The organism is Neisseria sp. RH3002v2g, from assembly GCF_014596425.2.
Lineage (GTDB): Bacteria > Pseudomonadota > Gammaproteobacteria > Burkholderiales > Neisseriaceae > Neisseria.
Genome location: NZ_CP110721.1, coordinates 510,820 through 533,953 on the forward strand (window position 1 = coordinate 510,820; position 23,134 = coordinate 533,953).

The window sequence follows — 23,134 nt, forward strand, 5'->3', positions numbered from 1 at the left end:
GCAAAGTTGAAGCGCTTGGGTATACATTCAGACGGCGGCGTTTATTTCGTTTTGCTTTCCAATACATAATGCGCGCCGGCATCTTGCGCCAAAATTTTGGAAAGTTCGGGCAGATTGTTTTGCAACTGTTCGGCAAGCATATAGGGCGGGTTGATGACGAACATGCCGCTGCCGTGCATACCGAAGCCGTCGCTGCGCGGCGTATGGACATGAAGCTCGGCGTGCAGATAATTGTCGGGAGCGATTTTTTTGAGTTCGTCCGGCAGTTTGCGGCTTTCTTCACGGCTCAAGCAGGGATACCAAACCATGTAGCAGCCGGTTTCAAAGTGTTTTAAAGCATCTTTCAAGACTTGGACGACACGGCGGTAGTCTTGTTTTTCTTCGTAGGGCGGATCAATCAAGACGGCGGCGCGGCGGGGCGGAGGAGGTAACAGTGAAATCAAACCTTGATAACCGTCCGCTTGGCTGACTTGCACTTTACGCGCAGGACGGACTTCACCCATATTGTTTTGCAAATGGACAAAATCGGCAGGATGCAGCTCAAAGAGGCGCATTTTGTCGCTGTCGCGCGTGAGCGCCTGTGCCAGCCAAGGCGAGCCGCAGTAAAGGTTGTCTTGCGGCAGTATTTGTTTCAGACGGCCTACAAATTCGGCCAATTCGGCAGGCAGCTTGTCAGCTTGTTCCAAGAGCACAATGCCTTGTTTGTATTCGCCGACTTTTTGCGCTTCATCGCCGCTCAAATCATACAAACCGGCACCGCTATGCGTATCGATATACCAATAGGGCTTGTCTTTGCGGTTGAAATATTCGAGGACAAGGAAGAGGGTGAAGTGCTTGAGCATATCGGCATGGTTGCCGGCATGGAAGGCGTGGCGGTAGCTGAGCATGATCGGGCTGCGGAAATAAAAATCCGATTATACCCCAAACCATCGCCATCACTGCTTTCAGACGGCCTTTGTGCCTGGAAAATGCTACAATATCCGCCTTATCGTACCATCGGAAAGAAGACATCATGTTTACAGGCATCGTACAAGGCATGGGCAAAATTACAGATATCGTCCAACCTTCGCCCGACTTTCGTACCCACACAGTTGAGTTGCCCCCCGAAATCGCCGACAATCTGCAAACTGGCGCCTCTGTCGCCAACAACGGCTGCTGCCTGACCATTACCCGAATCGACGGCAACAAAGTCAGCTTTGATTTGATGGACGAAACCTTACGCAAAACCAATCTCGGCAGCTTGAAAGTCGGCGACAGTGTTAATTTGGAACGCGCGGCGCGGTTTGGTGACGAAATCGGTGGTCATGTGATGAGCGGCCATGTGATGGCGGTTACCCGAATTTCACGTATCGAATCCAGCGAGTTCAACCGTACAGTTTGGTTTGAGCTGCCGGAAAATCTTAAGCCCTACATCCTGACCAAAGGCTTTGTCGGTTTGGACGGTTGCAGCCTGACCATAGGCGAAGTCAGCGACAGCGAATTTTGCGTACACCTGATTCCGGAGACTTTGGAGCGTACCCTGTTTGGCAGCCGCAAAGAAGGCGACCTCATCAATATTGAAATTGATCCGCAAACCCAAGCCGTTGTCGATACCGTGATGCGAGTATTGGCACAAAAGGCCGTCTGAAAAAAGAAAGCCGAAATGAAATTATCCAATTTTTTGAAAAAAGCTAATTCCGTTTTAAACCGTCTGGATTTAATCCTGCCTGACGAAGCCGGTAAAACCGACTGGAGCGCTTTGGCCTACCGTTGGCACAGCGTGGGCAAAAAAGGCATTTTGGAAAGCCTGCCGCGTCCGCATACGTTTCCTTTGAGCAGATTGGCGGCAGTCGGTTCGCAAACCGACAGGCTGAAACGCAATACCGAGCAATTTTTGGCAGGCCGTCCGGCCAATAATGTTTTGATGACCGGCGCACGCGGTACGGGTAAATCCTCCTTGGTTAAAGCGTTGTTGCACGAATATGCCGAGCGTGGCCTGCGACTGATTGAAGTGGATAAAAGCGATTTGGTCAGCTTGCCGGCTTTGTTGACGCTGTTATCCGGCCGTCCTGAGAAATTTATCGTCTTCTGCGATGATTTGTCGTTTGAAACCGGCGATGAAACCTATAAAGCCTTGAAAACCGCTTTGGATGGCGGACTGTCGCAACGTTGCACCAATGTTTTGGTTTATGCCACTTCCAATCGCCGCCACCTGATTCCAGAATACATGGATGAAAACGGCGGTACTACGGGCACTCGCGGCGAAATCCATCAGAAAGAGGCCGTCGAGGAAAAAATTTCCCTTTCCGACCGCTTCGGCTTATGGCTGAGTTTTTATCCTTTCGACCAAAACGATTATTTGACCGCCGTAGCCAACTGGTTGGACGATTTCAATGTGCCTTTTGACGATACCGCGCGCCAAGCCGCGTTGCAATGGGCGCAAATGCGCGGCAGCCGTTCAGGCCGCTCGGCATGGCAGTTTGCCTGCGACTGGGCAGGACGCTTGCCGGAAGAAAGAGTGTTGGATTAAGGCTGAAAAAAGCAAAGGCCGTCTGAATATGGTTTCAGACGGCCTTTTGTATTTTTATTTATCCATCAGCGCAAGCATGAAGACAACCACTGCTGGCGTTGGCGCGGATTGAGCAGATGATAGAGGCGGTATTGGATTTCCATTTCATCCACTGCATAGTCCATGCTGGAGAGGTAGCGGCTTTCAACATAGTCGCGGGCGGCGTTTGAGTCGAATGAGTCGCCGGAGAGGATTTTGATGATGGTTTGACGGCGGTTGCGGTCGGAGCGTACGGTTTTGCGGTAGGCTTTATCGTTGATTTGTTTGAAGTCGGTACGCAGGCGGCGCAGGGCGGCGTGTTGGTCGGCGGATAGATTAAGCTGTCGGATATCGCAATTTGGGTGGAAGTCGTCCAAAGTAGCCAGAAACGGACCGGCATGTGCAGGCAGGCTGGAACAGAGTAGGGCGAGTGCTAAGAAAGTAAAAGTCGGATAGCGGGAAAGTGCGACAGACACGGTGTTTTCCTAATGTTTCATCAGGTTTGGAAATATAACCGATTAGCGTGTGAAAGGCAGTATCAAAGCAGTTAACTTTTGTTAATGATGTTAGATTTTTCTGCACGTGTATGTATTCAAATAATTTATTTTCAAAGCCTTACAATTTGATTTTAAGTTTCATTAATGTATGTGAAATGTAAATTCATAAAAATGACAGTAGAGACGTTGTCGGCAGCATACAACATAGGGGCAAAAATGCGATAATGACAAAGGAACACACTTTAGGAGAACAAACATGACCGACTACCGTATCGCCCCCAGTATTTTGTCTGCCGATTTTGCCCGCCTGGGCGAAGAGGTTGCCGAAGTTATCCGCGCCGGTGCGGATTTGATTCATTTTGACGTGATGGACAATCATTATGTACCGAATCTGACTTTTGGCCCTATGGTTTGCGCGGCTTTGAAACCGTATGCAACCGTGCCGGTCGATGTGCATTTGATGGTTGAGCCGGTGGACGATTTGATTCATGCGTTTGCCAAAGCCGGTGCCAATATCATTACTTTTCATCCGGAAGCCAGCCGCCACATCGACCGCAGCTTGGGTTTGATTAAAGAATACGGCTGTCAGGCAGGCTTGGTATTGAATCCTGCCACGCCGGTCAATATTTTGGAAAACGTTTTGGACAAACTGGATATGGTGTTGTTGATGTCGGTTAACCCGGGCTTCGGCGGACAAAGTTTTATCCCGAATACGCTGGTGAAAATCCGCAAAGTGCGCGAGATGTTGGACGAGTATGAACGGCAAAGCGGCCGCCATATCGCATTGGAAGTCGATGGCGGCGTGAAGACAGACAATATTGCTGAAATTGCGGCGGCAGGTGCGGATACATTTGTGGCTGGTTCGGCGATTTTTGGCAAACCGGATTACAAAGCCGTTATCGATGAAATGCGTCAACAGTTGGCGCAAGTCGGATAACCAAGCCAGGATATTTTTGGTTTCCAAACTTTAAATAATCAATGTTTAATATTAAAGGCCGTCTGAAATAATTTTCAGACGGCCTTTTGTTTTAGCCTAAACCCTTACAGCGGCCATTTCAATGCAGGATTGCTTTCAATGACTGCTTTGAATTGGTTTTGAATACGTTCAATCGCTTCTTGTGTATCCGCTTCAAAACGCAACACCAAAATCGGCGTGGTATTGGAAGCACGCATCAGGCCGAAGCCGTCGGGGAATTCAACGCGCAAGCCGTCGATGGTGATGATTTCGGTCGCACCTTCAAACTTGGCATTGGCAGCCAGCTCTTCAATCACTTTGTGGCCGTTGCTGCCTTCGGGTAGGTCGATGTTGAGTTCCGGAGTGGAAATGCTTTGCGGCAGCTTGTTCAATACTTCGGACGGATTGTCGAAGGCAGACAGGATTTCCAAGAGGCGTGCGCCGGCATACATACCGTCGTCGAAGCCGAACCAGCGTTCTTTAAAGAAGATGTGTCCACTCATTTCGCCGGCAACCAGTGCGCCGGTTTTTTTCATGGTGGATTTGATGAAGCTGTGGCCGGTTTTCTCCATGACAGGATCACCGCCGTGTTCTTTAATCCAAGGCGAGAGCAGGCGGGTGGATTTGACGTCGAAAATCACTTTGGCTTTAGGATTGCGGCTCAACACGTCTTGCGCGAAAAGCATCAGTTGGCGGTCCGGATAGATGATGTTGCCGTCTTTGGTAACCACGCCCAAGCGGTCGGCATCGCCGTCAAATGCCAAGCCAATTTCGGCATCGCCGTTTTTGAGTTCGACAATGAGGTCTTGCAGGTTTTTCGGTTTGGAAGGGTCGGGGTGGTGATTAGGGAAGTTGCCGTCTACTTCGCAGAAAAGTTCGGTTACTTCGTTGCCCAAGCCTTTGTAGAGTTTGCCCGCGAATGCGCCGCCGACACCGTTGCCCGCGTCGATGGCGATTTTCATCGGGCGTTTGAGCTTGATGTGGCCGACGATGTTGTTGTGGTATTCGCCGGAGATGTCTTTTTCGGTTACGCTGCCTTGTTTGTTGGCGACAACAAAACCGTCTTTTTCAACAATGGCTAAAAGTTCTTGAATGGCTTCGCCTGCGAGCGTGTCGCCGCCGAGCATCATTTTGAAACCGTTGTAATCGGGCGGATTGTGGCTACCGGTAATCATCACGCCGCTGCCGCCGCATTCGTTGATGGCTGCGAAGTAGAGCATAGGGGTGGCAACCATGCCGACGTTGAGGACGTCGATGCCGCTATCTGTGAAACCGCGTTGAATCTGCGCCATCAGGCCGGCACCGCTCAAACGTCCGTCGCGGCCGAGTGCGATACGGGTAATGCCTTTTTCGGAGGCTTTGGTGGCAATGGCTTTGCCGATTAAATAGGCAGCTTCGTCGGTCAGGGTTTTGCCGACGATGCCTCGGATGTCGTAGGCTTTGAAAATGTCGCGGGCGATATTTGCCATGTGGATTTCCTTTAAATTTAAGGGGAAATAATGAGGCTTATTCTAACACGGCTAAAAGGCCGTCTGAAAAAATCAGACGGCCTTTTGTTGTTACATCAAAGAACAGTGTTGTTTGGACGAATCAATTGTTGAAAGTGTTGCACTGGTTGATGTCGCCGCTTTCCAAACCACGCTTGAGCCAAGCCATGCGTTCTTCGGACGAGCCGTGGGTAAAGCTGTCGGGAACGACATAGCCCTGAGCCTGTTTCTGCAAGCGGTCATCGCCGACGGATTCGGCAGCCAGCATCGCTTTTTGAATGTCTTCTGCTTTGAAGATGTTGTTGTTGACGGCGTAGTGTCCCCAAATACCGGCGAAGCAGTCGGCCTGCAATTCGAGTTTGACGGAAAGGGCATTGGCCTCTTTTTTGCCGACTTGTTGTTGCATTTTGTGGACTTTAGGCAGAATGCCGAGCAGGTTTTGAACGTGATGGCCGACTTCATGGGCAATAACGTAGGCAAACGCGGCATCGTTGGCCGATTCGAGCTTGGTGCGCATGTCTTCGTAGAAACTCAAATCTAAATAAACTCTTTGGTCGCCCGGGCAGTAAAACGGACCCATGGCAGATTGGCCCGTACCGCAGGCGGTGGACGTACTGCCTTCGTACAACACCATGGTTGTCGGCGTGTAGCGTTGGCCGTGTTGTTGGAAATATTTGCTCCATGCTTTTTCCGTATCGGCAAGGACAACGTGGGACAGTTCGTCCAATTCGGCTTCTTGTTGGCTGTCGAGTCGGGAAGCTTGCTGGGTAGGGATACCCATCGAAGATGAGCCGCCGACCAAACCGCTCAAATCCACGCCGTAATATGCGCCGACCAAAACCACGATAATGCCGAGTATGCCCGGTGTTTTGCCGCCACCGCCGCCACGGCTTCCGCGGCGGTCTTCGACGTTTTGGCTTTGTTCACGGCCTTTCCAATCCATAATGCGTATCCTGTGTAGTTTTCATGCGGCGGATTATACTATGGAATGTCAAATGTGTTTGATCGAATTGCGAATATTGCTTGAGGCCGTCTGAAAATGCGACATTGGGAAAGTGAAAACGGCAGTATCTTTCAGACGGCCTTGGGGTTTGTTAGAATGAGCCAACCTACTATTGGGAGATATAAGATGAAAGTCAGCAGTAAAGCTATTGTCAACGGTGAATTTGAAGACAAATACGGCAAGCGCGGCAGCCAGTTCAGCCCGAACGGTATGCCTACTTATTCGATTCCTTTTGAGATCGAAGATGCGCCTGAAGGAACAAAATCGTTTGCCGTGGTGTTGGAAGACAAAGATGCCATTTCAGCATCGGGCTTCGTATGGACGCATTGGTTGATTTCGGATTTGAAACGTACTTCCGTGGCAGAAAATGAAAGTATTTCTGCAACAGATTTTACGCAGGGTGCGAACACTTGGGCGAGCGCGTTGGGTAAATTTGAAATTGAAGAGGCTTCGTTTTACGGCGGTATGGCGCCACCAAACAACCGCCATCGTTACGAGCTGATTGTGTACGCGCTGGATACCGTTTTGGATTTGCCGCGCGGTTTCCGCTTTAATGAGCTGTATTTTGCCATGCAGGGTCATGTGTTGGATTCGGCATGCGTGGTCGGTACTTATGATGTGTGAAGGTATCGTCATTAATGATTGAAAAACAGCCTGTCCGTTTTGAATTCGGACAGGCTGTTTTTATGGGAAATCAATCAATTAAACCACTTCGGCTTTGGTGATGATGATGGGCTCGGTCGGTACATCGTCGTGGTAGCCGTGGCGTTTGGTAGAAACGCCTTCGATGGCATCGACCACGTCAAAACCGTCAACGACTTTACCGAATACGGCGTAGCCCCAGTCTTGGACAACGGTTTTGCCGTACAGCTCTTTAGAACGGAAGTTCAGGAAAGCGTTGTCGGCAGTGTTGATGAAGAATTGTGCGCTGGCAGAGTGCGGATCGGAAGTACGCGCCATGGCGATGGTGTATTTTTCGTTAGGCAAACCGTTGGACGCTTCGTTTTGAATCGGATCGCGGGTTTCTTTTTCGTTCATGTTTTCATCCATGCCGCCGCCTTGAATCATGAAGCCTTTGATGACGCGGTGGAAGATTACGCCGTCGTAGAAGCCGTCTTTAACGTATTGCTCGAAGTTTTTAGCTGTAACGGGGGCTTTGTCGAAATCGAGTTCGATTTTGATGTCGCCTTTGTTGGTGTGCAGGATAATCATGGGTTTCCTTTCGTTAGAATCCAGTTTTAATCATTCGTTAAATTGTGTCTGAACGACAAACTTCAAGGCCGTCTGAAAAATATTCTTTCAGACGGCCTGGACTATGTTTACGGGTTTACGGCATCAGGACGAAATAAGCCCACAGCGCAACCAATACGATACAGAGGACGTTCAGCAATAAGCCGACATTCATCATTTCGCGTTGTTTGATTAAGCCCGTACCGAACACAATCGCGTTAGGCGGCGTGGCAACCGGCAGCATGAAGGCACAAGACGCGCCGATGCCGATAACGAATACCAAGACTTGTTCGGGCAGCCCCATTTGCGTGGCGATGCTGGCGAAAATAGGCACGAGCAGCGCGGCGGAGGCGGTGTTACTGGTGAACTCGGTCAGGAAGATGATGAAGGTGGCAACCACGAAAATCACCAGCAATGCAGGAGAATGGGAGAAGGTGGAGGCAACCTGTTGACCCAATGCTTCGGACGCGCCGGAAGATTGCAACAGCGCGCTCAAGCTGATACCGCCGCCGAAGAGCATTAACACACCCCAGTCGGTATTGCGCGCGACTTCTTTCCATTGCGCCACGCCGAATACGACGACAGCAACGGCGGCAATCAGGGCAATGACGGTGTCGGGGTTGGAAATACCGAATGCAGCTTTGATTTTGGAGCTGAATACCCAAGCCACGGCGGCAGCCAAGAAAATCAACAATGCGATCACGCGGTGCAGCGTCCACGGGATAGATTCCTCTTTAACTTCCACGCGCTCGTTCAAATTAGGTTTGAGGATGACATACATGGAGAACAGCATCAGCGGCAGAATCAACAGCATCATCGGCAGGCCGAGCTTCATCCAGCCGACGAAGTCCAAGTTCAGCGCTTTGGCGGCGATCATGTTCGGCGGAGAACCGACCACGGTACCCAAACCGCCGATACTGGCGCAGTAGGCGATGCCGAGCAGGACGAAAACGTAGGTTTTGCGTTCTTTTTCTTGGTCGAGGTGGCTCATCATACCCATGGCCAAAGGCAACATCATCGCGGCGGTCGCAGTATTGCTGATCCACATGGACAGGAAGGCGGTAACGGCAAACAGCATCAACACGGCCACTTTCATATTGCCGCGCGACAGGCGCAACAGGCTGACGGCGATTTTACGGTCGAGGCGCTGCATATGCAGGGCTGTGGCAAGCGCGAAGCCGCCGAAGAAGATGTAAATCGTCGGATCGGCAAAGCCCGCCATCGCCTTTTTGATGTCCATGTCGGGGAAGCCGAGTACGACGGCGAGAATCGGTACCATCAATGCAGTTACCGTGATGTGGACGGCTTCGGTAAACCAAAGCGCGGCAACGAAAATCAACAACGCGATGCCTTTGTTGGCATCGGTGCTGTAGGGCAGGATGCTGTAAATGCCGAAACAGACGACGGCGGAGATGATGGTGGTCAGTAGGCCTTTAAAGTCGGTAATCGGCTTTTGTGCACTGAGTAGCTCGACGTTTTCCGGATGCTGGGTTTTGTCCTTTGCGTGCAGATCCATAGAATGTTCCTCTGAAGTTTGCTGGTTTTTCTTTTACGCTTGTGCCGGCCGTTTTCAGACGGCCTGACAGCGACAGTATATTTGTAATTTAATGTAGTGTAAATAAATTGTAAATTATTTTTTAAAATAAAATAAAAAACGGACAAGCAGCAGGAGGGCTGTTTGTCCGTTCGATTAGGAAAGTAATTGGATTTTAAACGTTTTGTGGCGGGTTGCCTTGTGCTTTAACCAGCAGGCTGCACACGGCCAAAGCAGCCGCAGCCAAGAGCACGCCTGCAATGCCGATATTGGAAAGGCCGAACCAAGTGGTCACGTAATGCCCCAAAAGCGCACCGCCGCCGATACCGACATTGTACAAACCTGAATAAATCGAGTTGGCTACATCTGTCGCATCGGAAGCAAACGTCAATACTTTGGAGACCATGCCCAAGCTGACGATGACGATGGCCACGCCCCAAATAAACACCAGCGCATATACCGCATACGGGAAAGAGGCAAGCGGCAGAAGCAGCAGGGCGGAGAGCAGGATGACCGCCACTGCGCCGAGCATAAACAAACGTTGCGCTTTGGCAAACCATTTGCCGAACAGATAAGACGCGGCAAATCCTGCCAAACCGTACAGGCTCAAGACTATTGTTACTTGTTCGGCTTTAAAATGGCCGATTTGCAAAACGAAAGGCTCGATATAGCTGTATGCCGTGAAGTGTGCCGTAATAATCAACACCGTCATGGCATAAAGCAACATCAGGTTGCGGCGTTTGAACAAACTCGGCAGGCTGCTTAAAGAGCCGGTATTTTGGCTGGGTAAAGCAGGCAGGTTTTTGGCCAACACCAGCATTACGCCGGCAGCGCAGACTCCGATCAGCAGGAAGCTGAGCTGCCAGCCGAAGTATTGCCCGACCACGCGTCCGAGCGGAATGCCCAACACCATCGCCAAAACCGTACCCGTACTGAGCAAGCCCAAAGCCTGATTGGTTTTGCCGGTGGGTGCAAGCCGTACCGCCAAAGAAGCCGTAATCGACCAAAAGACAGCGTGTGTCAGCGCAATACCAATACGGCTGATCAAGAGGATGTTGAAGTTCCAAGAAAAGAACGACAGCGCGTGGAATACGACGAATAATGCAAACAACGCCAGCAATAATTTGCGCCGTTCGATGTTTTTCGTCATCAGCATTAGCGGCAGAGACAGCAACGCCACAATCCACGCATACACCGTGATCATCATGCCTACTTCCGTTGCCTGCATTTTGAAGCTTTGGCCAATATCGCTCAAAAGCGCAATCGGAATGTATTCGGTGGTATTGAAAATAAACGCCCCCACCGCCAGAGCGCATACGCTAACCCATTGTTTGAATGTTGAAGTCATTATTATGTCCGTTTGATGAAGCAAAAGGCGTTATTGTACACCTATCTGCATTTTTCAGACGGCCTTAATGAAGAATTTGCAAGCTGTTTGTGTAAGGAGTAAAGTATTTGGCAACCATATTTGATTTGTGTGAATGAAAGGAAATACAAATGCAAACTGTTACCCTCAACATCGATGGCATGACCTGTGGCGGCTGCGTGAAAAGCGTAACCCGTCTTTTGGAAGGCGTAGAAGGCGTGGAAAAAGCAGAAGTCAGCTTGGAAAACAAAAATGCAGTGATTACTTTTGATGAAAGCAAGACAGATACCGATGCGCTGATTGATGCCGTAGAAGATGGCGGCTACGATGTGGCTTTGTAACCGATAAGCGTATTTTGAAAAGGCCGTCTGAAACGCTTCAGACGGCCTCTGTCTCTTGATAACTTACTTTTTGCCATTATTTGGATTACACCGCCACACGGGTAAACAAAAGTTTTCGCGCATATCTGAAGCAAAGCGGCGGCAAGTGGCTGCCGTATTACGACGAGGCCTGTACCAAACCGTTAGCGGCCGACTAAGGCTACCTGAAACTTTTCAGGTAGCCTGTTTCTATTCTGCCCAAGCCGCCTAACGCTCCTCCAGCCCGGCCAAAATCGCACAATCCGGGCAGTCGTCTCCCGCGCAGGCATCGTGCCAACGTTGCAGCTCGGCCACCATGCCCTGCAAGCGTTCGATTTTGGCTTCCAGCTCGGTGATGTGCCGCGCGGTGAGCGTTTTCACTTCGCGGCTGGTGCGCTGCGGGTTGTGTTGCAGGCTCAAAAGCTGCCCGATCTGCGGCAGCGAAAAGCCCACTTCCCGCGCATGGCGGATAAAGCGCAGCCGGACAAGGTCGGCCTGTCCGTAGCGGCGGTAGCCCGCTTCGCTGCGCGCAGCCGGGGCGATTAGGCCGTGCTTTTCGTAGTCGCGGATTTGTTTGGCGGAAAGGCCGCTCTCGGCCGCGGCCTGGCTGATGTTCATCATGATGCTTGACCTTTACTTCGGGTAAAGCTTTATAGTGGCGGCACTTAGCGGGAAAGCAAGAGCAGACCCATCATTTCAGGTTACCTGAAAGCTTTGGCTGCAACGGGCTTTAAAACCTCAGCCTCATTCCAACAGAAAGGAAACCCTATGCAAACCATCACATTAAACATCGAAGGCATGACCTGCGGCGGCTGCGTGAAAAGCGTTACCAGCATCCTCGAAGGCGTAAACGGCGTGGACAAGGCCGAAGTGAGCCTGGAAAACAAGAATGCCGTCGTGGAATTCAACCCCGCCCAAACCAACCCCGCCGCGCTGATAGAAGCGGTGGAAGACGGCGGCTTTGATGCGGCTTTGTAAATCGAATCGCAACAAATCGACTGCAACACCCCAAAGGCTACCTGAAAACCCTGCTCCGCTTTTTTCAGGTAGCCCAACCACATTCAGAAGGAAGAAACCATGCAACAAAAAGTCCGTTTCCAAATCGAAGGCATGACCTGTCAGGCCTGCGCTTCGCGTATTGAAAAAGTGTTGAACAAAAAAGATTTTGTCGAATCGGCGGGGGTGAACTTCGCCAGCGAGGAGGCGCAGGTTACGTTTGACGACAGCAAAACCTCCGCCGCAGACATTGCCAAAATCATTGAGAAAACCGGTTACGGCGCGAAGGAAAAAACGGAAGACGCGCTGCCGCAGCCCGAAGAAACAGCGCATGTAAGCTGGAGGCTGTGGCTTTTGCTGGTCATCAATATTCCGTTCTTAATCGGCATGGCAGGCATGATGATCGGGCGGCACGATTGGATGATTCCGCCGATGTGGCAATTTGTGCTGGCAAGCATAGTGCAACTTTGGCTGGCCATCCCGTTTTACAAAAGCGCGTGGGCGAGCATTAAGGGCGGACTGGCGAATATGGACGTGTTGGTTACCATCGGTACGGTGTCGATTTACCTGTATTCCGTCTATATGCTGTTTTTCAGCCCGCACGCGGCGCACGGCATGGCACACGTGTATTTTGAAGTAGGCGTGATGGTGATTGGTTTTGTGTCGCTGGGCAAATTTTTGGAACACCGCACCAAAAAATCCAGCCTGAACAGCTTGGGCTTGCTGCTCAAGCTCACGCCGACCCAAGTCAACGTGCAACGCGATGGCGAATGGAAACAACTGCCCATCGACCAAGTGCAAATCGGCGACCTTATCCGCGCCAACCACGGCGAACGCATTGCCGCCGACGGCATCATCGAAAGCGGCAGCGGCTGGGCGGACGAGAGTCATCTTACCGGCGAATCCAATCCCGAAGAGAAAAAAGCAGGCGGCAAAGTGTTGGCCGGCGCGCTGATGACCGAAGGCAGCGTGGTGTACCGCGCCACACAACTCGGCAGCCAAACATTGCTCGGCGACATGATGAACGCGCTCTCTGAAGCACAAGGCAGTAAAGCACCGATTGCGCGCGTGGCGGATAAGGCGGCGGCGGTATTCGTGCCTGCCGTCGTGGGCATCGCGCTTTTGACTTTTATTGTTACTTGGCTGATTAAAGGCGATTGGACGGTTGCGCTGATGCACGCCGTTGCCGTTTTGGTGATTGCCTGCCCGTGCGCGCTCGGTCTGGCAACCCCTGCCGCGATTATGGTCGGCATGGGCAAAGCAGTGAAACACGGTATTTGGTTTAAAGATGCGGCGGCAATGGAAGAAGCCGCCCACGTCGATGCCGTCGTGTTGGACAAAACCGGCACGCTGACAGAAGGCAAGCCGCAAGTTGCCGCCGTTTATTGTGTTCCCGACAGCGGCTTTGACGAAGACGCTTTGTACCGCATCGCAGCTGCTGTTGAACAAAACGCCGCCCACCCGCTTGCTCGCGCCATCGTTTCTGCCGCCCAAGCGCGCGGTTTGGACATTCCCACCGCACAAAACGCGCAAACCGTTGTCGGCGCAGGCATTACCGCCGAAGTGGAAGGCGTGGGCTTGGTGAAAGCAGGCAAAGCCGAATTTGCCGAACTGACCTTGCCGAAGTTTTCAGACGGCGTTTGGGACATTGCAAGCATTGTTGCAGTCTCAGTCGATAACAAACCTATCGGCGCATTCGCACTTGCAGACGCGTTGAAAGCCGATACCGCCGAAGCCGTAGGCCGTCTGAAAAAACACAATATCGATGTCTATATTATGAGCGGCGACAACCAAGGCACGGTCGAATATGTCGCCAAACAACTGGGCATCGCACACGCCTTTGGTAATATGAGTCCGCGCGATAAAGCCGCCGAAGTGCAGAAACTCAAAGCTGCCGGCAAAACTGTAGCTATGGTCGGCGACGGCATCAACGACGCGCCCGCGCTCGCTGCCGCCAACGTCAGCTTTGCGATGAAAGGCGGTGCGGATGTTGCCGAACACACCGCATCTGCGACGTTGATGCAGCATTCGGTCAACCAACTCGCCGATGCCTTGCTGGTATCGCAGGCGACTTTGAAAAACATCAAGCAAAACCTGTTTTTCGCCTTCTTCTACAATATTTTGGGCATTCCGCTCGCCGCGCTCGGCTTTTTAAACCCCGTCATCGCAGGCGCGGCAATGGCGGCAAGCTCGGTTTCGGTGTTGGGCAATGCCTTGCGCCTGAAACGGGTGAATATTGAGTGATAATATAAAGGCCGTCTGAAGACTGTTTTTTCAGATGGCCTGTCATCAAATATTTTTGGAGAAATAATCAGATGAAAACACTTCGTTTATTGTTTGGTTTAGCATTGGTTGCCACTGCATTTAGCGTGCAGGCTGAGGATTACAGCGAGAAGCAGCACGATAAGCTGATACGGGAATGCAATCGGAACAATCTGGAGAGTTGCGTCACTGCGGCCATTTGGATGCGCGATTATCTTGAAGCGCCTGCTCATGCGTATCCGTTTCTGAAAAAAGCCTGCGATGGCGGCAATATGCGCGGCTGCAATGTTTTGGGTAATCTGTATCTCAATCCGTCCAGCGGTTTGGGCATGGATTATGCCGCAGCGGTCAAGCTCTACGAGCGAGCCTGTAAAGGCGGTTATGACAATGCCTGTACCAATTTTGAAGAAACTAAAGCAGAGATGGCGCAAGGCAATACACCAGACCGCGACAGCCGTTTAAACCAACTGAGCGAATCTTGTGCTTTGGAAAACGAATCCGCTTGTCAGGCGTTAATGATGGAAATGCAACGTTGAGCGTCACGCTGAGTCCGTTTGAAGACTGTTTTTCAGACGGCCTTTAATCCATATTTTCTGATTTCGAGACTCAAGCGGGAGTATGTCGTATGGACATGATGTTGTTTACCAATATTGTATTGATTGTTTTATGTATTTTTACCATGTTGCTGGTGTGGTCACGTAACTGGAAACGCAAGCAGGCGTATTTTGAGAAAATCAAAAGCAATCCGGAAAACCTCAAATGGGTTGGGAAAAATCTGACCGGTCAGGAATGGAAGGATTTGAAAGTCGTAAGCGACCGTTTTGGGCTGCCCATGTTGCAGGCCAAGCAATTAATTGATTTTTATAAAAACAGTCAGCGTTAATTGATGATTTAACGATAGAACTTGACTGAAGTTAAGGCCGTCTGAAATAGCACTCTTATAATAATATAAGTGATATTTCAGACGGCCTTACTGTTGGTTCAAATAAAGGGAGGAGAACAAAAATGACCGTTTACTTAATCGGCGACTCCGTGCGGCTTGCATCGGAGCCTTACACGCGCGCCGCTTTGCCTGAGGCGGATATTGTTTCTCCATCGGAAAACTGCCGTTCGTCGCATGATGTATTAGAGCATATCGGGCAATGGACAGAGGGCGCGACTGTGGGAGACATTATCCACATCAACTGCGGTTTGCACGACATCCGCCACAATCAAGGCTGTAACGGGCCGGGGGCCGATATAGAAACCTACCGCAACAACCTGATCCAAATTTTCGATTATCTGAAACAGACAGGTGCAAAAATTATTTGGGCGAGCAGTACGCCGTTTTTGGAAAGCGTACACAATATCGTCAAACCCTCGCGCCGCTATCTGGCTGATTTGAAGGCCTATAACCGTGTGGCGGAGGATTTGGCAAGGCAATATGGCTTTTCCATCAATGATTTATACAGCCTGATGTTTGAGCAGGATTTGACCGATGTGATGCTGTGTGACGGGCTTCATTTCAACGAGTTTGGCAGTAAGATGATAGGCGAGGCAGTAGCCGAAGCGATATTGAAACAGATGGATTAACCTGACTTAACTCGTTTTATCATGTTTTGTCTTTCAGACGGCCTTTAAAGTTGAAACGAAGCCCCCGACATAAGGTAATGCAGCACTAATCTTATCAACATTAATCCAGGAGTATAACCATGAGCGGCGAATTAGATAAAATCAGCGGTAAAGTAAAAGAAGTGGCTGGCGATGTATCCAGCAATGCTAAACTTGAAGCTGAAGGCTTGGTTCAACAAGGCGTTGGCAAAGTAAAAGAAGCAGCATCAGATATTGAAAGCAAAGCCAGTGACGCTTTAGAAGAAGGTAAAGCAAAAGGTTCGCAATTGTTTGAAGAAGCTAAAGAAAAAGCAACTGCTTTAGCCGATGAAGCCAAAGAGAAAGTAGCACACTTGGCTGAAGAAGCCAAAGAAAAAGCTGAAGGCTTGATTAATGATATTAAAAGCAAATTTTAATATTTAAAGAATAAAAGGCCGTCTGAAAGATTTTTCAGACGGCCTTTGTTTATGGTTTTAAAGCTTAGGCAAACTGTTTGCCAAATTCGATAAATTCGTCTTTTTTGGCTTTGGCCTTGCCGGAGTCGATGGCTTCTTGAGCGGCTTTGACACCGTCTGCCAGCGAAGCAACCACATTTCCTGCATAGAGCGCGGCAGCGGCATTGAGGACGACGATATCGCGTGCGGCACCGGCTTTGCCGTCCAGCACTTCGTTCATTTTTTGCAGGGATTCTTGCGCATTTTCGACTTTGATTTCGTCTAAATTGCGGCGGATTTCCATGCCAAAATCGGCTGGGCTGATGTCGTATTCGGTAATTTTGCCGTCTTTCAGTTCGGCAACACGGGTTTTGCCGGTCAGCGTGATTTCATCCAAACCGCCTTCGCCGCACACGACCAAAACATGTTTGGAGCCAAGCTGTTGCAATACGCGGGAAAGAATGCCGCACAAGTCGATGTGGAACACGCCCAAAAGTTGGTTTGCCGCACCGGCCGGATTGGTCAGCGGGCCCAAGATATTGAAGATGCTACGGAAACCGAGCGAACGACGGACAGGGGCAACATAGCGCATGGCGCTGTGATGGTTGGGCGCGAACATAAAGCCGATACCGGTTTGCTGGATGCTTTGGGCAACCTGTTCGGGGTTGAGGTTGAGGTTGGCGCCCATTTGTTCCATGACATCGGCAGCGCCGCTGGATGAAGAAACAGAGCGTCCGCCGTGTTTGGCGACTTTCGCGCCTGCCGCAGCCGCGACAAACATGGAAGTCGTGGAAATATTGAAGGTTTTGGCACCGTCGCCGCCCGTGCCGACAATATCGACCAAGTCATCGGCGTTTTCTAGCGGCACTTTGGTGGCAAATTCGCGCATCACGCTGGCTGCGGCGGTAATCTCGGAAACGGTTTCAACTTTAATCCGCAGGCCGGTCAGGATAGCGGCGATTTGCTCGGGCGGAACTTGGCCGCTCATGATTTGGCGCATGAGGTCGGTCATTTCATCGTAGAAAAGTTCGTTGTTGCTGATGAGGCGTTCAATCGCTTGTTGAGGGGTAATCATGATTTTCCTTTGTTCGTGTCCGGTGTGATTCAGGCCGTCTGAAAATGCGGTTTGAACACTGTCAAACACCTTTCAGACGGCCTTTCATTAAGATTTTTGCGGGCGATAGTTTTTGAATTCTTCCAAGAAGTTTTTCAGCATATCGTGGCCGTGTTCGGTCAGCAGGGCTTCGGGGTGGAACTGTACGCCTTCGACGGCATATTCTTTATGGCGTACGCCCATGATTTCGCCGTCTTCCGTCCATGCGGTAATTTCGAGGCAGTCGGGCAGGGTGGCGCGGTCGATGGCGAGGCTGTGGTAGCGCGTGCAGTTGACCGGATTGGGCAGGTCTTTAAACATGCCTGTGCCGTGATGGAAAACAGGGGAGACTTTGCCGTGCATCATTGTTTGCGCGCGCACGACATTGCCGCCGAACGCTTCGCCCATGGTTTGATGGCCGAGGCACACGCCCATGACGGGCAGCCTGCCGGCAAAGTGCTGCATGGCCGCAACAGAAATGCCTGCTTCTTTCGGGGAACAAGGGCCGGGGCCGATGACCAGATATTGAGGTTTCACGGCTTCGATTTCTTCGATGGTGATTTCATCGTTGCAGCGAACCAAAACTTCCTGCCCCAATTCGGCAAAGTATTGGACGATGTTGTAGGTGAAGCTGTCGTAATTGTCGATAAATAAAAGCATTTGCAAACCTTTAATGACATTTTGGCAGACAGGGTAAGGTCTGCCAAAAGTGTAAAAATCGTTTATGTTTGCATAATATCACAATCTTTACCTAAAGGCCGTCTGAAACGGCGGATAAGACAAAACAGCTAAAAAATGCTATGCTTTACGCTTTGAACCTAATCTGTTTGAAGTGATGAAAAAGTATCTTATCCCGACTGCCGCCGTTGTTGTCGCCGCTGCGCTCGGCACGCCTTATTATCTTGGTGTCAAAGCGGAAGAAAGCCTGACCGAGCAACAAAAGCTGTTGCAGGAATCCGGTTTCCTGACCGTTGAGTCCCACCAATACGATCGCGGCTGGTTCAGTTCAACCGAGACGACCGTCATCCGCCTCAAGCCGACCCTGCTTCAAAATACGCAAAAATATCTGCCGGACAATTTGAAAACCGTCCTGCAAGAGCCGATTACGGTCATCAACCACGTGACACACGGCCCGTTTGCCGGAGGTTTCGGCACGCGCGCCCACGTGGAAACCGAGTTCCAATACCATCCGGAAACCAAAAAAGTTTTGGACCGCTTCTTCGGCCAGCAAACGCCGTTGACCATGACCAATACGGTTTATCTTTCCGGCGACGGCAAACTCAGCCTCAATATTCCCGCCTTCGATTATGAAGAGCTTTCCGGTATCAAGCTCAACTGGAAAGGTTTTGGCGGCAATACCGATTACAGCCAAGGCTTCAAAAGCTATCGCCACGATTACCTTGCGCCGTCTTTACAAGTCAAATTGGCCGACAAAGGCGATGTGTCTTTGGAAAACCTGCGCTTCCAATCCGAAACGGAAGACGGCCTGACCAAGCTTGCTTTGGGCAAGAGCAGCATTACGCTGGATAAATTCCTGCTGCAATGGAAAGAAAACATCGATTACAACGTTAAGTTGAATGAGTTGGTCAACCTCGTAACCAATCTGCAAATCGGTGCATTCATCAATCCGACCGGCACGATTGCTCCGTCTAAAATCGAAGTCAACAAACTGCGTTTCGATACCCAGACCGGCGAAGTCGATAAATTCATCAACAGCGAAGGCCGCTTCCAATTTGAAAGCCTGACCTATGGCGAAGACAAATACGGCCCTCTGGACATCAACGTCGCTGCCGAGCATTTGGACGCCGCATCGCTTTTGGCGTTGAAAAACAAAATTGCCGAAGTGTCTGTGAAGAAAATGAGCGAAGAGGAAATTCAGGCTTCTTTGCTTCAGACGGCCAAAAACGAGGCTTCGGGTCTGTTTACCAACAATCCGGTTTTAAACGTCAAAACTTTCAAATTTACCATGCCTAATGGTGATGTCGATGTCAGCGGCAAGCTTGCCTTTAAAGGTTTGACAGCCAAAGACCTCAACAGCCTGGGCGATATGCTGAAGAAAACCGAAGCCGACTTCAACATGAGCGTACCGCAAAAATTGTTGGAGCAGCTCGCCGTCAACCAAGCCAGCAGCCTGTTTAGCGTCAATGCCGAAGATGAAGCCGCAGGCCGCGCCAGCATCGACGATATCAACGAGACCTTGCGCCTGATGGTAGACAGCACCATTAAAAGCATGGCAAGAGAAAAATATTTGACCTTAGAAGACGATAATGTCAAAACCCATCTGACTCTGCAAAACAGCGAGTTGAAATTAAACGGAAAAGTCCTTCAAAGCGACCCGGAACCCGAGTTTGACGAATCAGACTTTCCCAATAACTAATCCTCAATCACACAAACAGCGGTTTTAGCTTCACTGAAGTTAAAACCGCAAATCAACCCACAATCAAAAAGGAAACCCATGTTCCGTACCATGCTCGGCGGCAAAATCCACCGTGCCACCGTTACCGAAGCCGATCTCAACTACGTCGGCAGCATTACCATTGACCAAGACCTGCTGGATGCGGCAGGTATTTGCGTGAACGAAAAAGTCGCCATCGTCAACAACAACAACGGCGAACGTCTTGAAACCTACACCATCCCCGGCGAACGCGGCAGCGGCGTCGTGTGCCTCAATGGCGCGGCCGCGCGTTTGGTTCAAAAAGGCGACATCGTGATTATCATGTCTTACGTCATGTTGTCTGAACCCGAAATTGCAGCGCATGAGCCGAAAGTCGTCCTCGTTGATGAGAACAACAAAATCCGCGACGTGATTTCTTATGAGCCGCCGCACACCGTGTTGTAATATTCAAACAAAGGCCGTCTGAAACGTTTCAGACGGCCTGTTTCCCAAATTCAACTTATCTGAAAGGCTTTGCCGTGAATATCCAAATCAACAACATCACCGTCAGCAACGATGCGCCCTTTACCCTTTTCGGCGGCATCAATGTCCTTGAAGACCTCGACTCTACGCTGAAAGCCTGTGAGCAATACGTTAAAGTAACCGATAAACTCGGCATCCCTTACGTGTTCAAAGCCTCTTTCGACAAGGCAAACCGCTCTTCCATCCACTCTTTCCGCGGTGTGGGTTTGGACGAAGGCATGAAGATTTTTCAAGCGGTGAAGCGCGAGTTTAACGTTCCCGTGATTACCGACGTTCACGAGCCTTACCAATGCCAGCCGGTTGCCGAAGTCTGCGATGTCATCCAGCTTCCTGCCTTCTTGGCACGCCAAACCGATTTGGTGGTGGCTATGGCGAAAACCGGCAATGTCATCAACATCAAAAAGCCGCAATTCCTCAGCCCGTCTCAAATGAAAAACATTGTCGAGAAATTCCAAGAAGCAGGCAACGAGCAAATTATTTTGTGCGAACGCGGTGCGAACTTCGGCTACGACAACTTGGTGGTCGATATGCTCGGTTTTGGCGTGATGAAAAAAACGTGTCACAACCTGCCCGTTATTTTTGACGTAACCCATTCCCTGCAAACGCGCGAATCCGGTGCAGCAGCATCAGGCGGTCGTCGCGCCCAAGTATTGGACTTGGCGCTTGCCGGTATGGCAACCCGATTGGCCGGTTTGTTCCTCGAATCCCATGCCAATCCCGACCAAGCCAAATGCGATGGCCCAAGCGCATTGCCGCTTGCGCAATTGGAAGATTTCCTGACCCGTGTTAAAGCAATCGATGAAACCGTGAAATCGTTTGCGCCTATGGATATTCGTTAAAGGCAAATAATTTAAAAGGCCGTCTGAAAGCAGTTTCAGACGGCCTTTTTATCGGCGTTACTGTCCGCGTAAAAACAACGCATCCAATTCTTTTAAAGTCAGTTTGACCCAAGTCGGACGGCCGTGATTACACTGGTTGCTGCGCGGCGTATTTTCCATATCGCGCAGGAGGGCGTTCATTTCCGGCAGGGTAAGTTGGCGGCCGGCGCGGACGGAACCGTGGCAGGACATGGTGGCGAGGATGTGGTTTTCGTGTTCTTCGATGGTTTGGCTGCTGCCGACTTGGGCGAGTTCGCCTAATACATCTTTGGCCAGCGAGACGACGTCGGCTTTGCCGAGCATGGCGGGGACGGCGCGGACGGCAAGGGTATTGCCGCCCATGTCGGACAATTCCAAGCCAAAGCCTGCCAGCGTTTCTGCATGATCGGCAAGGGCGGCGCATTCTTCGTGGGACGCGGCAAAGGTTACGGGAATAAGCAGGCGCTGGCTTTGCAGGTTGCCGTTTTCCTGACGTTGGCGTTTCATTTTTTCGTAGTTGACGCGTTCGGCGGCGGCGTGCATATCGATGAGCAACAGGCTGTCTTCGGCTTGGGCAAGGATATAGATGCCTAGTAATTGGGCAATGGCAAAGCCGAGCGGCGGCAGTTCGGATTGTGATGGAAGGCCGTCTGAAAGCGGCGTATCTGTTTTTTGGGTAGGCATTTCAGACGGCATATTGCCGAAACGTGCCTGCTCGAATTGGCTCAACTCAAGGTCGATATCGTCGGTTTTTTTGTAGAGTTCGGCATAAGTATTCATGGCCGCGCGGCTTTCGCGCAGGGACAGGCTGCGTTGTTGCGGCGCGCGTGCAGCTTGGTAAGGCATGGGCGCGGTTTTGCCTGATGAAACAAAGGCATTGCGTGTGTCGGATTTGTTGTCTGTCGGGTAGCTGGATGCACCATCAAACAGATTTTCGCTGTCGTTTTCAGACGGCATTGGGGTGGAAACAACGCCGGTAATGTCATGCAACACTTCGCCTGCGTTGCTGACGCTTTCGGTCAAGTCGGCACGCGTGTCGGCAAGGGCTTTGTTGAGCGTGTGGAACACGAGTTGGTGTACTTGCTGGCTGTCGCGGAAGCGGATTTCGGTTTTGGTCGGGTGGACGTTGACGTCCACGGCTTCGGGCGGCAGGTCGAGGAAGAGGACGAAAGCAGGCGTCAGCGCGTTGTGCAATACATCGCGGTATGCCTGCTTGACGGCATGGAGCATGACTTTGTCGCGGACAAAACGATGATTGACGAAGCAGTATTGTTTGTCGGTTTTGCCTTTGGCGAAAGTCGGCTTGGCAATCGCGCCATAGAGCCTTAGCGCGCCATTGCCGCTGTCAATTTCCAATGAGGCCGTCTGAAAATCATCGCCGACAATGGCGGCAATACGTTCATGCAGGCTTTGGGCTGGAAGTTTGAACACTTGTTTGCCGTCGCGTTTGAGCGAGAAGGCGATGTGCGGATGCGCCAGCGCGAGGCGCTCGAGCATGGTGGCGCAGTGGGCGTATTCGGTGTTTTCGGATTTGAGGAACTTGCGCCGCGCGGGGGTATTGAAGAAAAGTTCGGCGGCTTCGATGGAGGTGCCGACGGGGTGGGCGGCGGCGGTTGGGTTGCTGAGTTTGCCGTCTTCTGCTTTGACTTGGGTAGCGTGCGCGCTGCCGTCTTGACGGCTGGTCAGGGTCAGGCGGCTGACGGAGGCAATACTGGCCAAGCCTTCGCCGCGAAAGCCCATGCTGGCAACGTGTTCCAAATCGTTTAAGGTTTTGATTTTGCTGGTGGCGTGGCGGTGGAGCGCGAGTTCGATGTCGTCGGGGTGGATGCCGCCGCCGTTGTCGCTGACGCGGATGAGGCGGATGCCGCCGCCGGCCAGCTCGACATCAATCGCTGTCGCGCCTGCATCGATACTGTTTTCAACAATTTCTTTCAAGGCGTTGGCAGGGCGTTCGACCACTTCGCCGGCGGCGATTTGGTTGACGAGATGGTCGGGCAGGGCGGCAATTCGGGACATCGGTTTCTTTC

General features: G+C 51.2%; 25 protein-coding genes. 14 read left to right on the forward strand and 11 right to left on the reverse strand.

Annotated elements, in window-relative coordinates:
- Positions 1 to 41 precede the first annotated feature (41 nt).
- Positions 42 to 887 carry a 23S rRNA (adenine(2030)-N(6))-methyltransferase RlmJ gene (locus tag BBP27_RS02410; protein ID WP_188211605.1) on the reverse strand — a complete coding sequence of 282 codons (846 nt, stop codon included), beginning with the start codon at positions 885 to 887 and terminating at the stop codon, positions 42 to 44.
- A 125-nt stretch (positions 888 to 1,012) separates the two neighbouring features.
- Here BBP27_RS02410 and BBP27_RS02415 point away from each other — a divergent pair, with 125 nt between their 5' ends.
- Both BBP27_RS02415 and BBP27_RS02420 read left to right on the forward strand, forming a co-directional pair.
- Positions 1,013 to 1,627 (forward strand): riboflavin synthase, encoded by a 615-nt coding sequence (locus BBP27_RS02415; RefSeq protein WP_003747104.1) that lies wholly within the window; start codon positions 1,013 to 1,015, stop codon positions 1,625 to 1,627.
- Positions 1,628 to 1,642: 15 nt separating this feature from the next.
- Entirely contained in the window at positions 1,643 to 2,509 is an 867-nt protein-coding gene (locus BBP27_RS02420) for an ATP-binding protein (RefSeq protein WP_188211606.1), read from the forward strand.
- Positions 2,510 to 2,574: 65 nt separating this feature from the next.
- Here the strand turns inward: BBP27_RS02420 and BBP27_RS02425 are convergent, their stop codons facing one another.
- Positions 2,575 to 3,003 carry a Spy/CpxP family protein refolding chaperone gene (locus BBP27_RS02425; RefSeq protein WP_036490577.1) on the reverse strand — a complete coding sequence of 143 codons (429 nt, stop codon included), beginning with the start codon at positions 3,001 to 3,003 and terminating at the stop codon, positions 2,575 to 2,577.
- A gap of 277 nt (positions 3,004 to 3,280) precedes the next feature.
- On the opposite strand from BBP27_RS02425, the gene rpe reads away from it, so the two are divergent.
- Complete coding sequence (rpe, locus tag BBP27_RS02430) at positions 3,281 to 3,961, forward strand: ribulose-phosphate 3-epimerase (RefSeq protein ID WP_036490579.1); 681 nt, start codon at positions 3,281 to 3,283, stop codon at positions 3,959 to 3,961.
- Between the two features lie 104 nt (positions 3,962 to 4,065).
- Here rpe and BBP27_RS02435 read toward each other — a convergent pair whose 3' ends face one another.
- Both BBP27_RS02435 and ypfJ read right to left on the reverse strand, forming a co-directional pair.
- On the reverse strand, positions 4,066 to 5,448 hold the full coding sequence (locus tag BBP27_RS02435) for a phosphomannomutase/phosphoglucomutase (protein ID WP_188211607.1): 1,383 nt from the start codon (positions 5,446 to 5,448) through the stop codon (positions 4,066 to 4,068).
- A 121-nt stretch (positions 5,449 to 5,569) separates the two neighbouring features.
- On the reverse strand, positions 5,570 to 6,409 hold the full coding sequence (gene ypfJ / locus BBP27_RS02440) for a KPN_02809 family neutral zinc metallopeptidase (RefSeq protein WP_188211608.1): 840 nt from the start codon (positions 6,407 to 6,409) through the stop codon (positions 5,570 to 5,572).
- 186 nt (positions 6,410 to 6,595) lie between these two features.
- Here ypfJ and BBP27_RS02445 point away from each other — a divergent pair, with 186 nt between their 5' ends.
- Positions 6,596 to 7,093 (forward strand): YbhB/YbcL family Raf kinase inhibitor-like protein, encoded by a 498-nt coding sequence (locus BBP27_RS02445; protein ID WP_188211733.1) that lies wholly within the window; start codon positions 6,596 to 6,598, stop codon positions 7,091 to 7,093.
- A 78-nt stretch (positions 7,094 to 7,171) separates the two neighbouring features.
- Here BBP27_RS02445 and BBP27_RS02450 read toward each other — a convergent pair whose 3' ends face one another.
- The 3 genes from BBP27_RS02450 to BBP27_RS02460 form a co-directional block, all read right to left on the reverse strand.
- On the reverse strand, positions 7,172 to 7,681 hold the full coding sequence (locus BBP27_RS02450) for a peptidylprolyl isomerase (RefSeq protein ID WP_188211609.1): 510 nt from the start codon (positions 7,679 to 7,681) through the stop codon (positions 7,172 to 7,174).
- A gap of 115 nt (positions 7,682 to 7,796) precedes the next feature.
- Positions 7,797 to 9,215 carry an SLC13 family permease gene (locus BBP27_RS02455; RefSeq protein WP_188211610.1) on the reverse strand — a complete coding sequence of 473 codons (1,419 nt, stop codon included), beginning with the start codon at positions 9,213 to 9,215 and terminating at the stop codon, positions 7,797 to 7,799.
- Between the two features lie 193 nt (positions 9,216 to 9,408).
- On the reverse strand, positions 9,409 to 10,581 hold the full coding sequence (locus tag BBP27_RS02460; protein ID WP_188211611.1) for a sugar transporter: 1,173 nt from the start codon (positions 10,579 to 10,581) through the stop codon (positions 9,409 to 9,411).
- Between the two features lie 149 nt (positions 10,582 to 10,730).
- Between BBP27_RS02460 and BBP27_RS02465 the strand changes: the two genes are divergently transcribed.
- Positions 10,731 to 10,940, forward strand: coding sequence for a heavy-metal-associated domain-containing protein (locus tag BBP27_RS02465; RefSeq protein WP_004519826.1), 210 nt, complete (start codon positions 10,731 to 10,733; stop codon positions 10,938 to 10,940).
- A 246-nt stretch (positions 10,941 to 11,186) separates the two neighbouring features.
- On the opposite strand, the gene cueR is transcribed toward BBP27_RS02465, so the two are convergent.
- Positions 11,187 to 11,579 carry a Cu(I)-responsive transcriptional regulator gene (gene cueR / locus BBP27_RS02470; RefSeq protein WP_223168910.1) on the reverse strand — a complete coding sequence of 131 codons (393 nt, stop codon included), beginning with the start codon at positions 11,577 to 11,579 and terminating at the stop codon, positions 11,187 to 11,189.
- A gap of 147 nt (positions 11,580 to 11,726) precedes the next feature.
- On the opposite strand from cueR, the gene BBP27_RS02475 reads away from it, so the two are divergent.
- From BBP27_RS02475 to BBP27_RS02500, 6 genes are all read left to right on the forward strand, one after another.
- Positions 11,727 to 11,936, forward strand: coding sequence for a heavy-metal-associated domain-containing protein (locus tag BBP27_RS02475; RefSeq protein WP_004565749.1), 210 nt, complete (start codon positions 11,727 to 11,729; stop codon positions 11,934 to 11,936).
- 99 nt (positions 11,937 to 12,035) lie between these two features.
- Complete coding sequence (locus tag BBP27_RS02480) at positions 12,036 to 14,198, forward strand: heavy metal translocating P-type ATPase (protein ID WP_188211612.1); 2,163 nt, start codon at positions 12,036 to 12,038, stop codon at positions 14,196 to 14,198.
- A 71-nt stretch (positions 14,199 to 14,269) separates the two neighbouring features.
- Positions 14,270 to 14,752 carry an SEL1-like repeat protein gene (locus BBP27_RS02485; protein WP_188211613.1) on the forward strand — a complete coding sequence of 161 codons (483 nt, stop codon included), beginning with the start codon at positions 14,270 to 14,272 and terminating at the stop codon, positions 14,750 to 14,752.
- Between the two features lie 89 nt (positions 14,753 to 14,841).
- The gene (locus tag BBP27_RS02490) at positions 14,842 to 15,099 is read left to right on the forward strand and encodes a hypothetical protein (protein WP_188211614.1); all 258 of its coding nucleotides are present in this window, start codon (positions 14,842 to 14,844) and stop codon (positions 15,097 to 15,099) included.
- A 122-nt stretch (positions 15,100 to 15,221) separates the two neighbouring features.
- On the forward strand, positions 15,222 to 15,788 hold the full coding sequence (locus BBP27_RS02495; RefSeq protein ID WP_188211615.1) for an SGNH/GDSL hydrolase family protein: 567 nt from the start codon (positions 15,222 to 15,224) through the stop codon (positions 15,786 to 15,788).
- Positions 15,789 to 15,907: 119 nt separating this feature from the next.
- Positions 15,908 to 16,222 (forward strand): CsbD family protein, encoded by a 315-nt coding sequence (locus BBP27_RS02500; RefSeq protein WP_063068178.1) that lies wholly within the window; start codon positions 15,908 to 15,910, stop codon positions 16,220 to 16,222.
- A gap of 64 nt (positions 16,223 to 16,286) precedes the next feature.
- On the opposite strand, the gene trpD is transcribed toward BBP27_RS02500, so the two are convergent.
- Complete coding sequence (gene trpD, locus BBP27_RS02505) at positions 16,287 to 17,315, reverse strand: anthranilate phosphoribosyltransferase (RefSeq protein WP_049322694.1); 1,029 nt, start codon at positions 17,313 to 17,315, stop codon at positions 16,287 to 16,289.
- Between the two features lie 87 nt (positions 17,316 to 17,402).
- Entirely contained in the window at positions 17,403 to 17,993 is a 591-nt protein-coding gene (locus tag BBP27_RS02510; RefSeq protein ID WP_188211616.1) for an aminodeoxychorismate/anthranilate synthase component II, read from the reverse strand.
- A 175-nt stretch (positions 17,994 to 18,168) separates the two neighbouring features.
- On the opposite strand from BBP27_RS02510, the gene BBP27_RS02515 reads away from it, so the two are divergent.
- The 3 genes from BBP27_RS02515 (at position 18,169) to kdsA (ending at position 21,089) form a co-directional block, all read left to right on the forward strand.
- Positions 18,169 to 19,710 carry a YdgA family protein gene (locus tag BBP27_RS02515; protein WP_188211617.1) on the forward strand — a complete coding sequence of 514 codons (1,542 nt, stop codon included), beginning with the start codon at positions 18,169 to 18,171 and terminating at the stop codon, positions 19,708 to 19,710.
- 78 nt (positions 19,711 to 19,788) lie between these two features.
- Positions 19,789 to 20,172: an aspartate 1-decarboxylase gene (panD, locus tag BBP27_RS02520; protein WP_036490602.1), complete on the forward strand. Its 384-nt coding sequence runs from the start codon at positions 19,789 to 19,791 to the stop codon at positions 20,170 to 20,172.
- A 74-nt stretch (positions 20,173 to 20,246) separates the two neighbouring features.
- Complete coding sequence (kdsA, locus tag BBP27_RS02525; RefSeq protein WP_003747068.1) at positions 20,247 to 21,089, forward strand: 3-deoxy-8-phosphooctulonate synthase; 843 nt, start codon at positions 20,247 to 20,249, stop codon at positions 21,087 to 21,089.
- 57 nt (positions 21,090 to 21,146) lie between these two features.
- Here kdsA and mutL read toward each other — a convergent pair whose 3' ends face one another.
- Positions 21,147 to 23,123, reverse strand: a complete 1,977-nt coding sequence (gene mutL, locus BBP27_RS02530) for a DNA mismatch repair endonuclease MutL (RefSeq protein WP_070583402.1) — start codon at positions 23,121 to 23,123, stop codon at positions 21,147 to 21,149.
- Between the last annotated feature and the right edge of the window lie 11 nt (positions 23,124 to 23,134).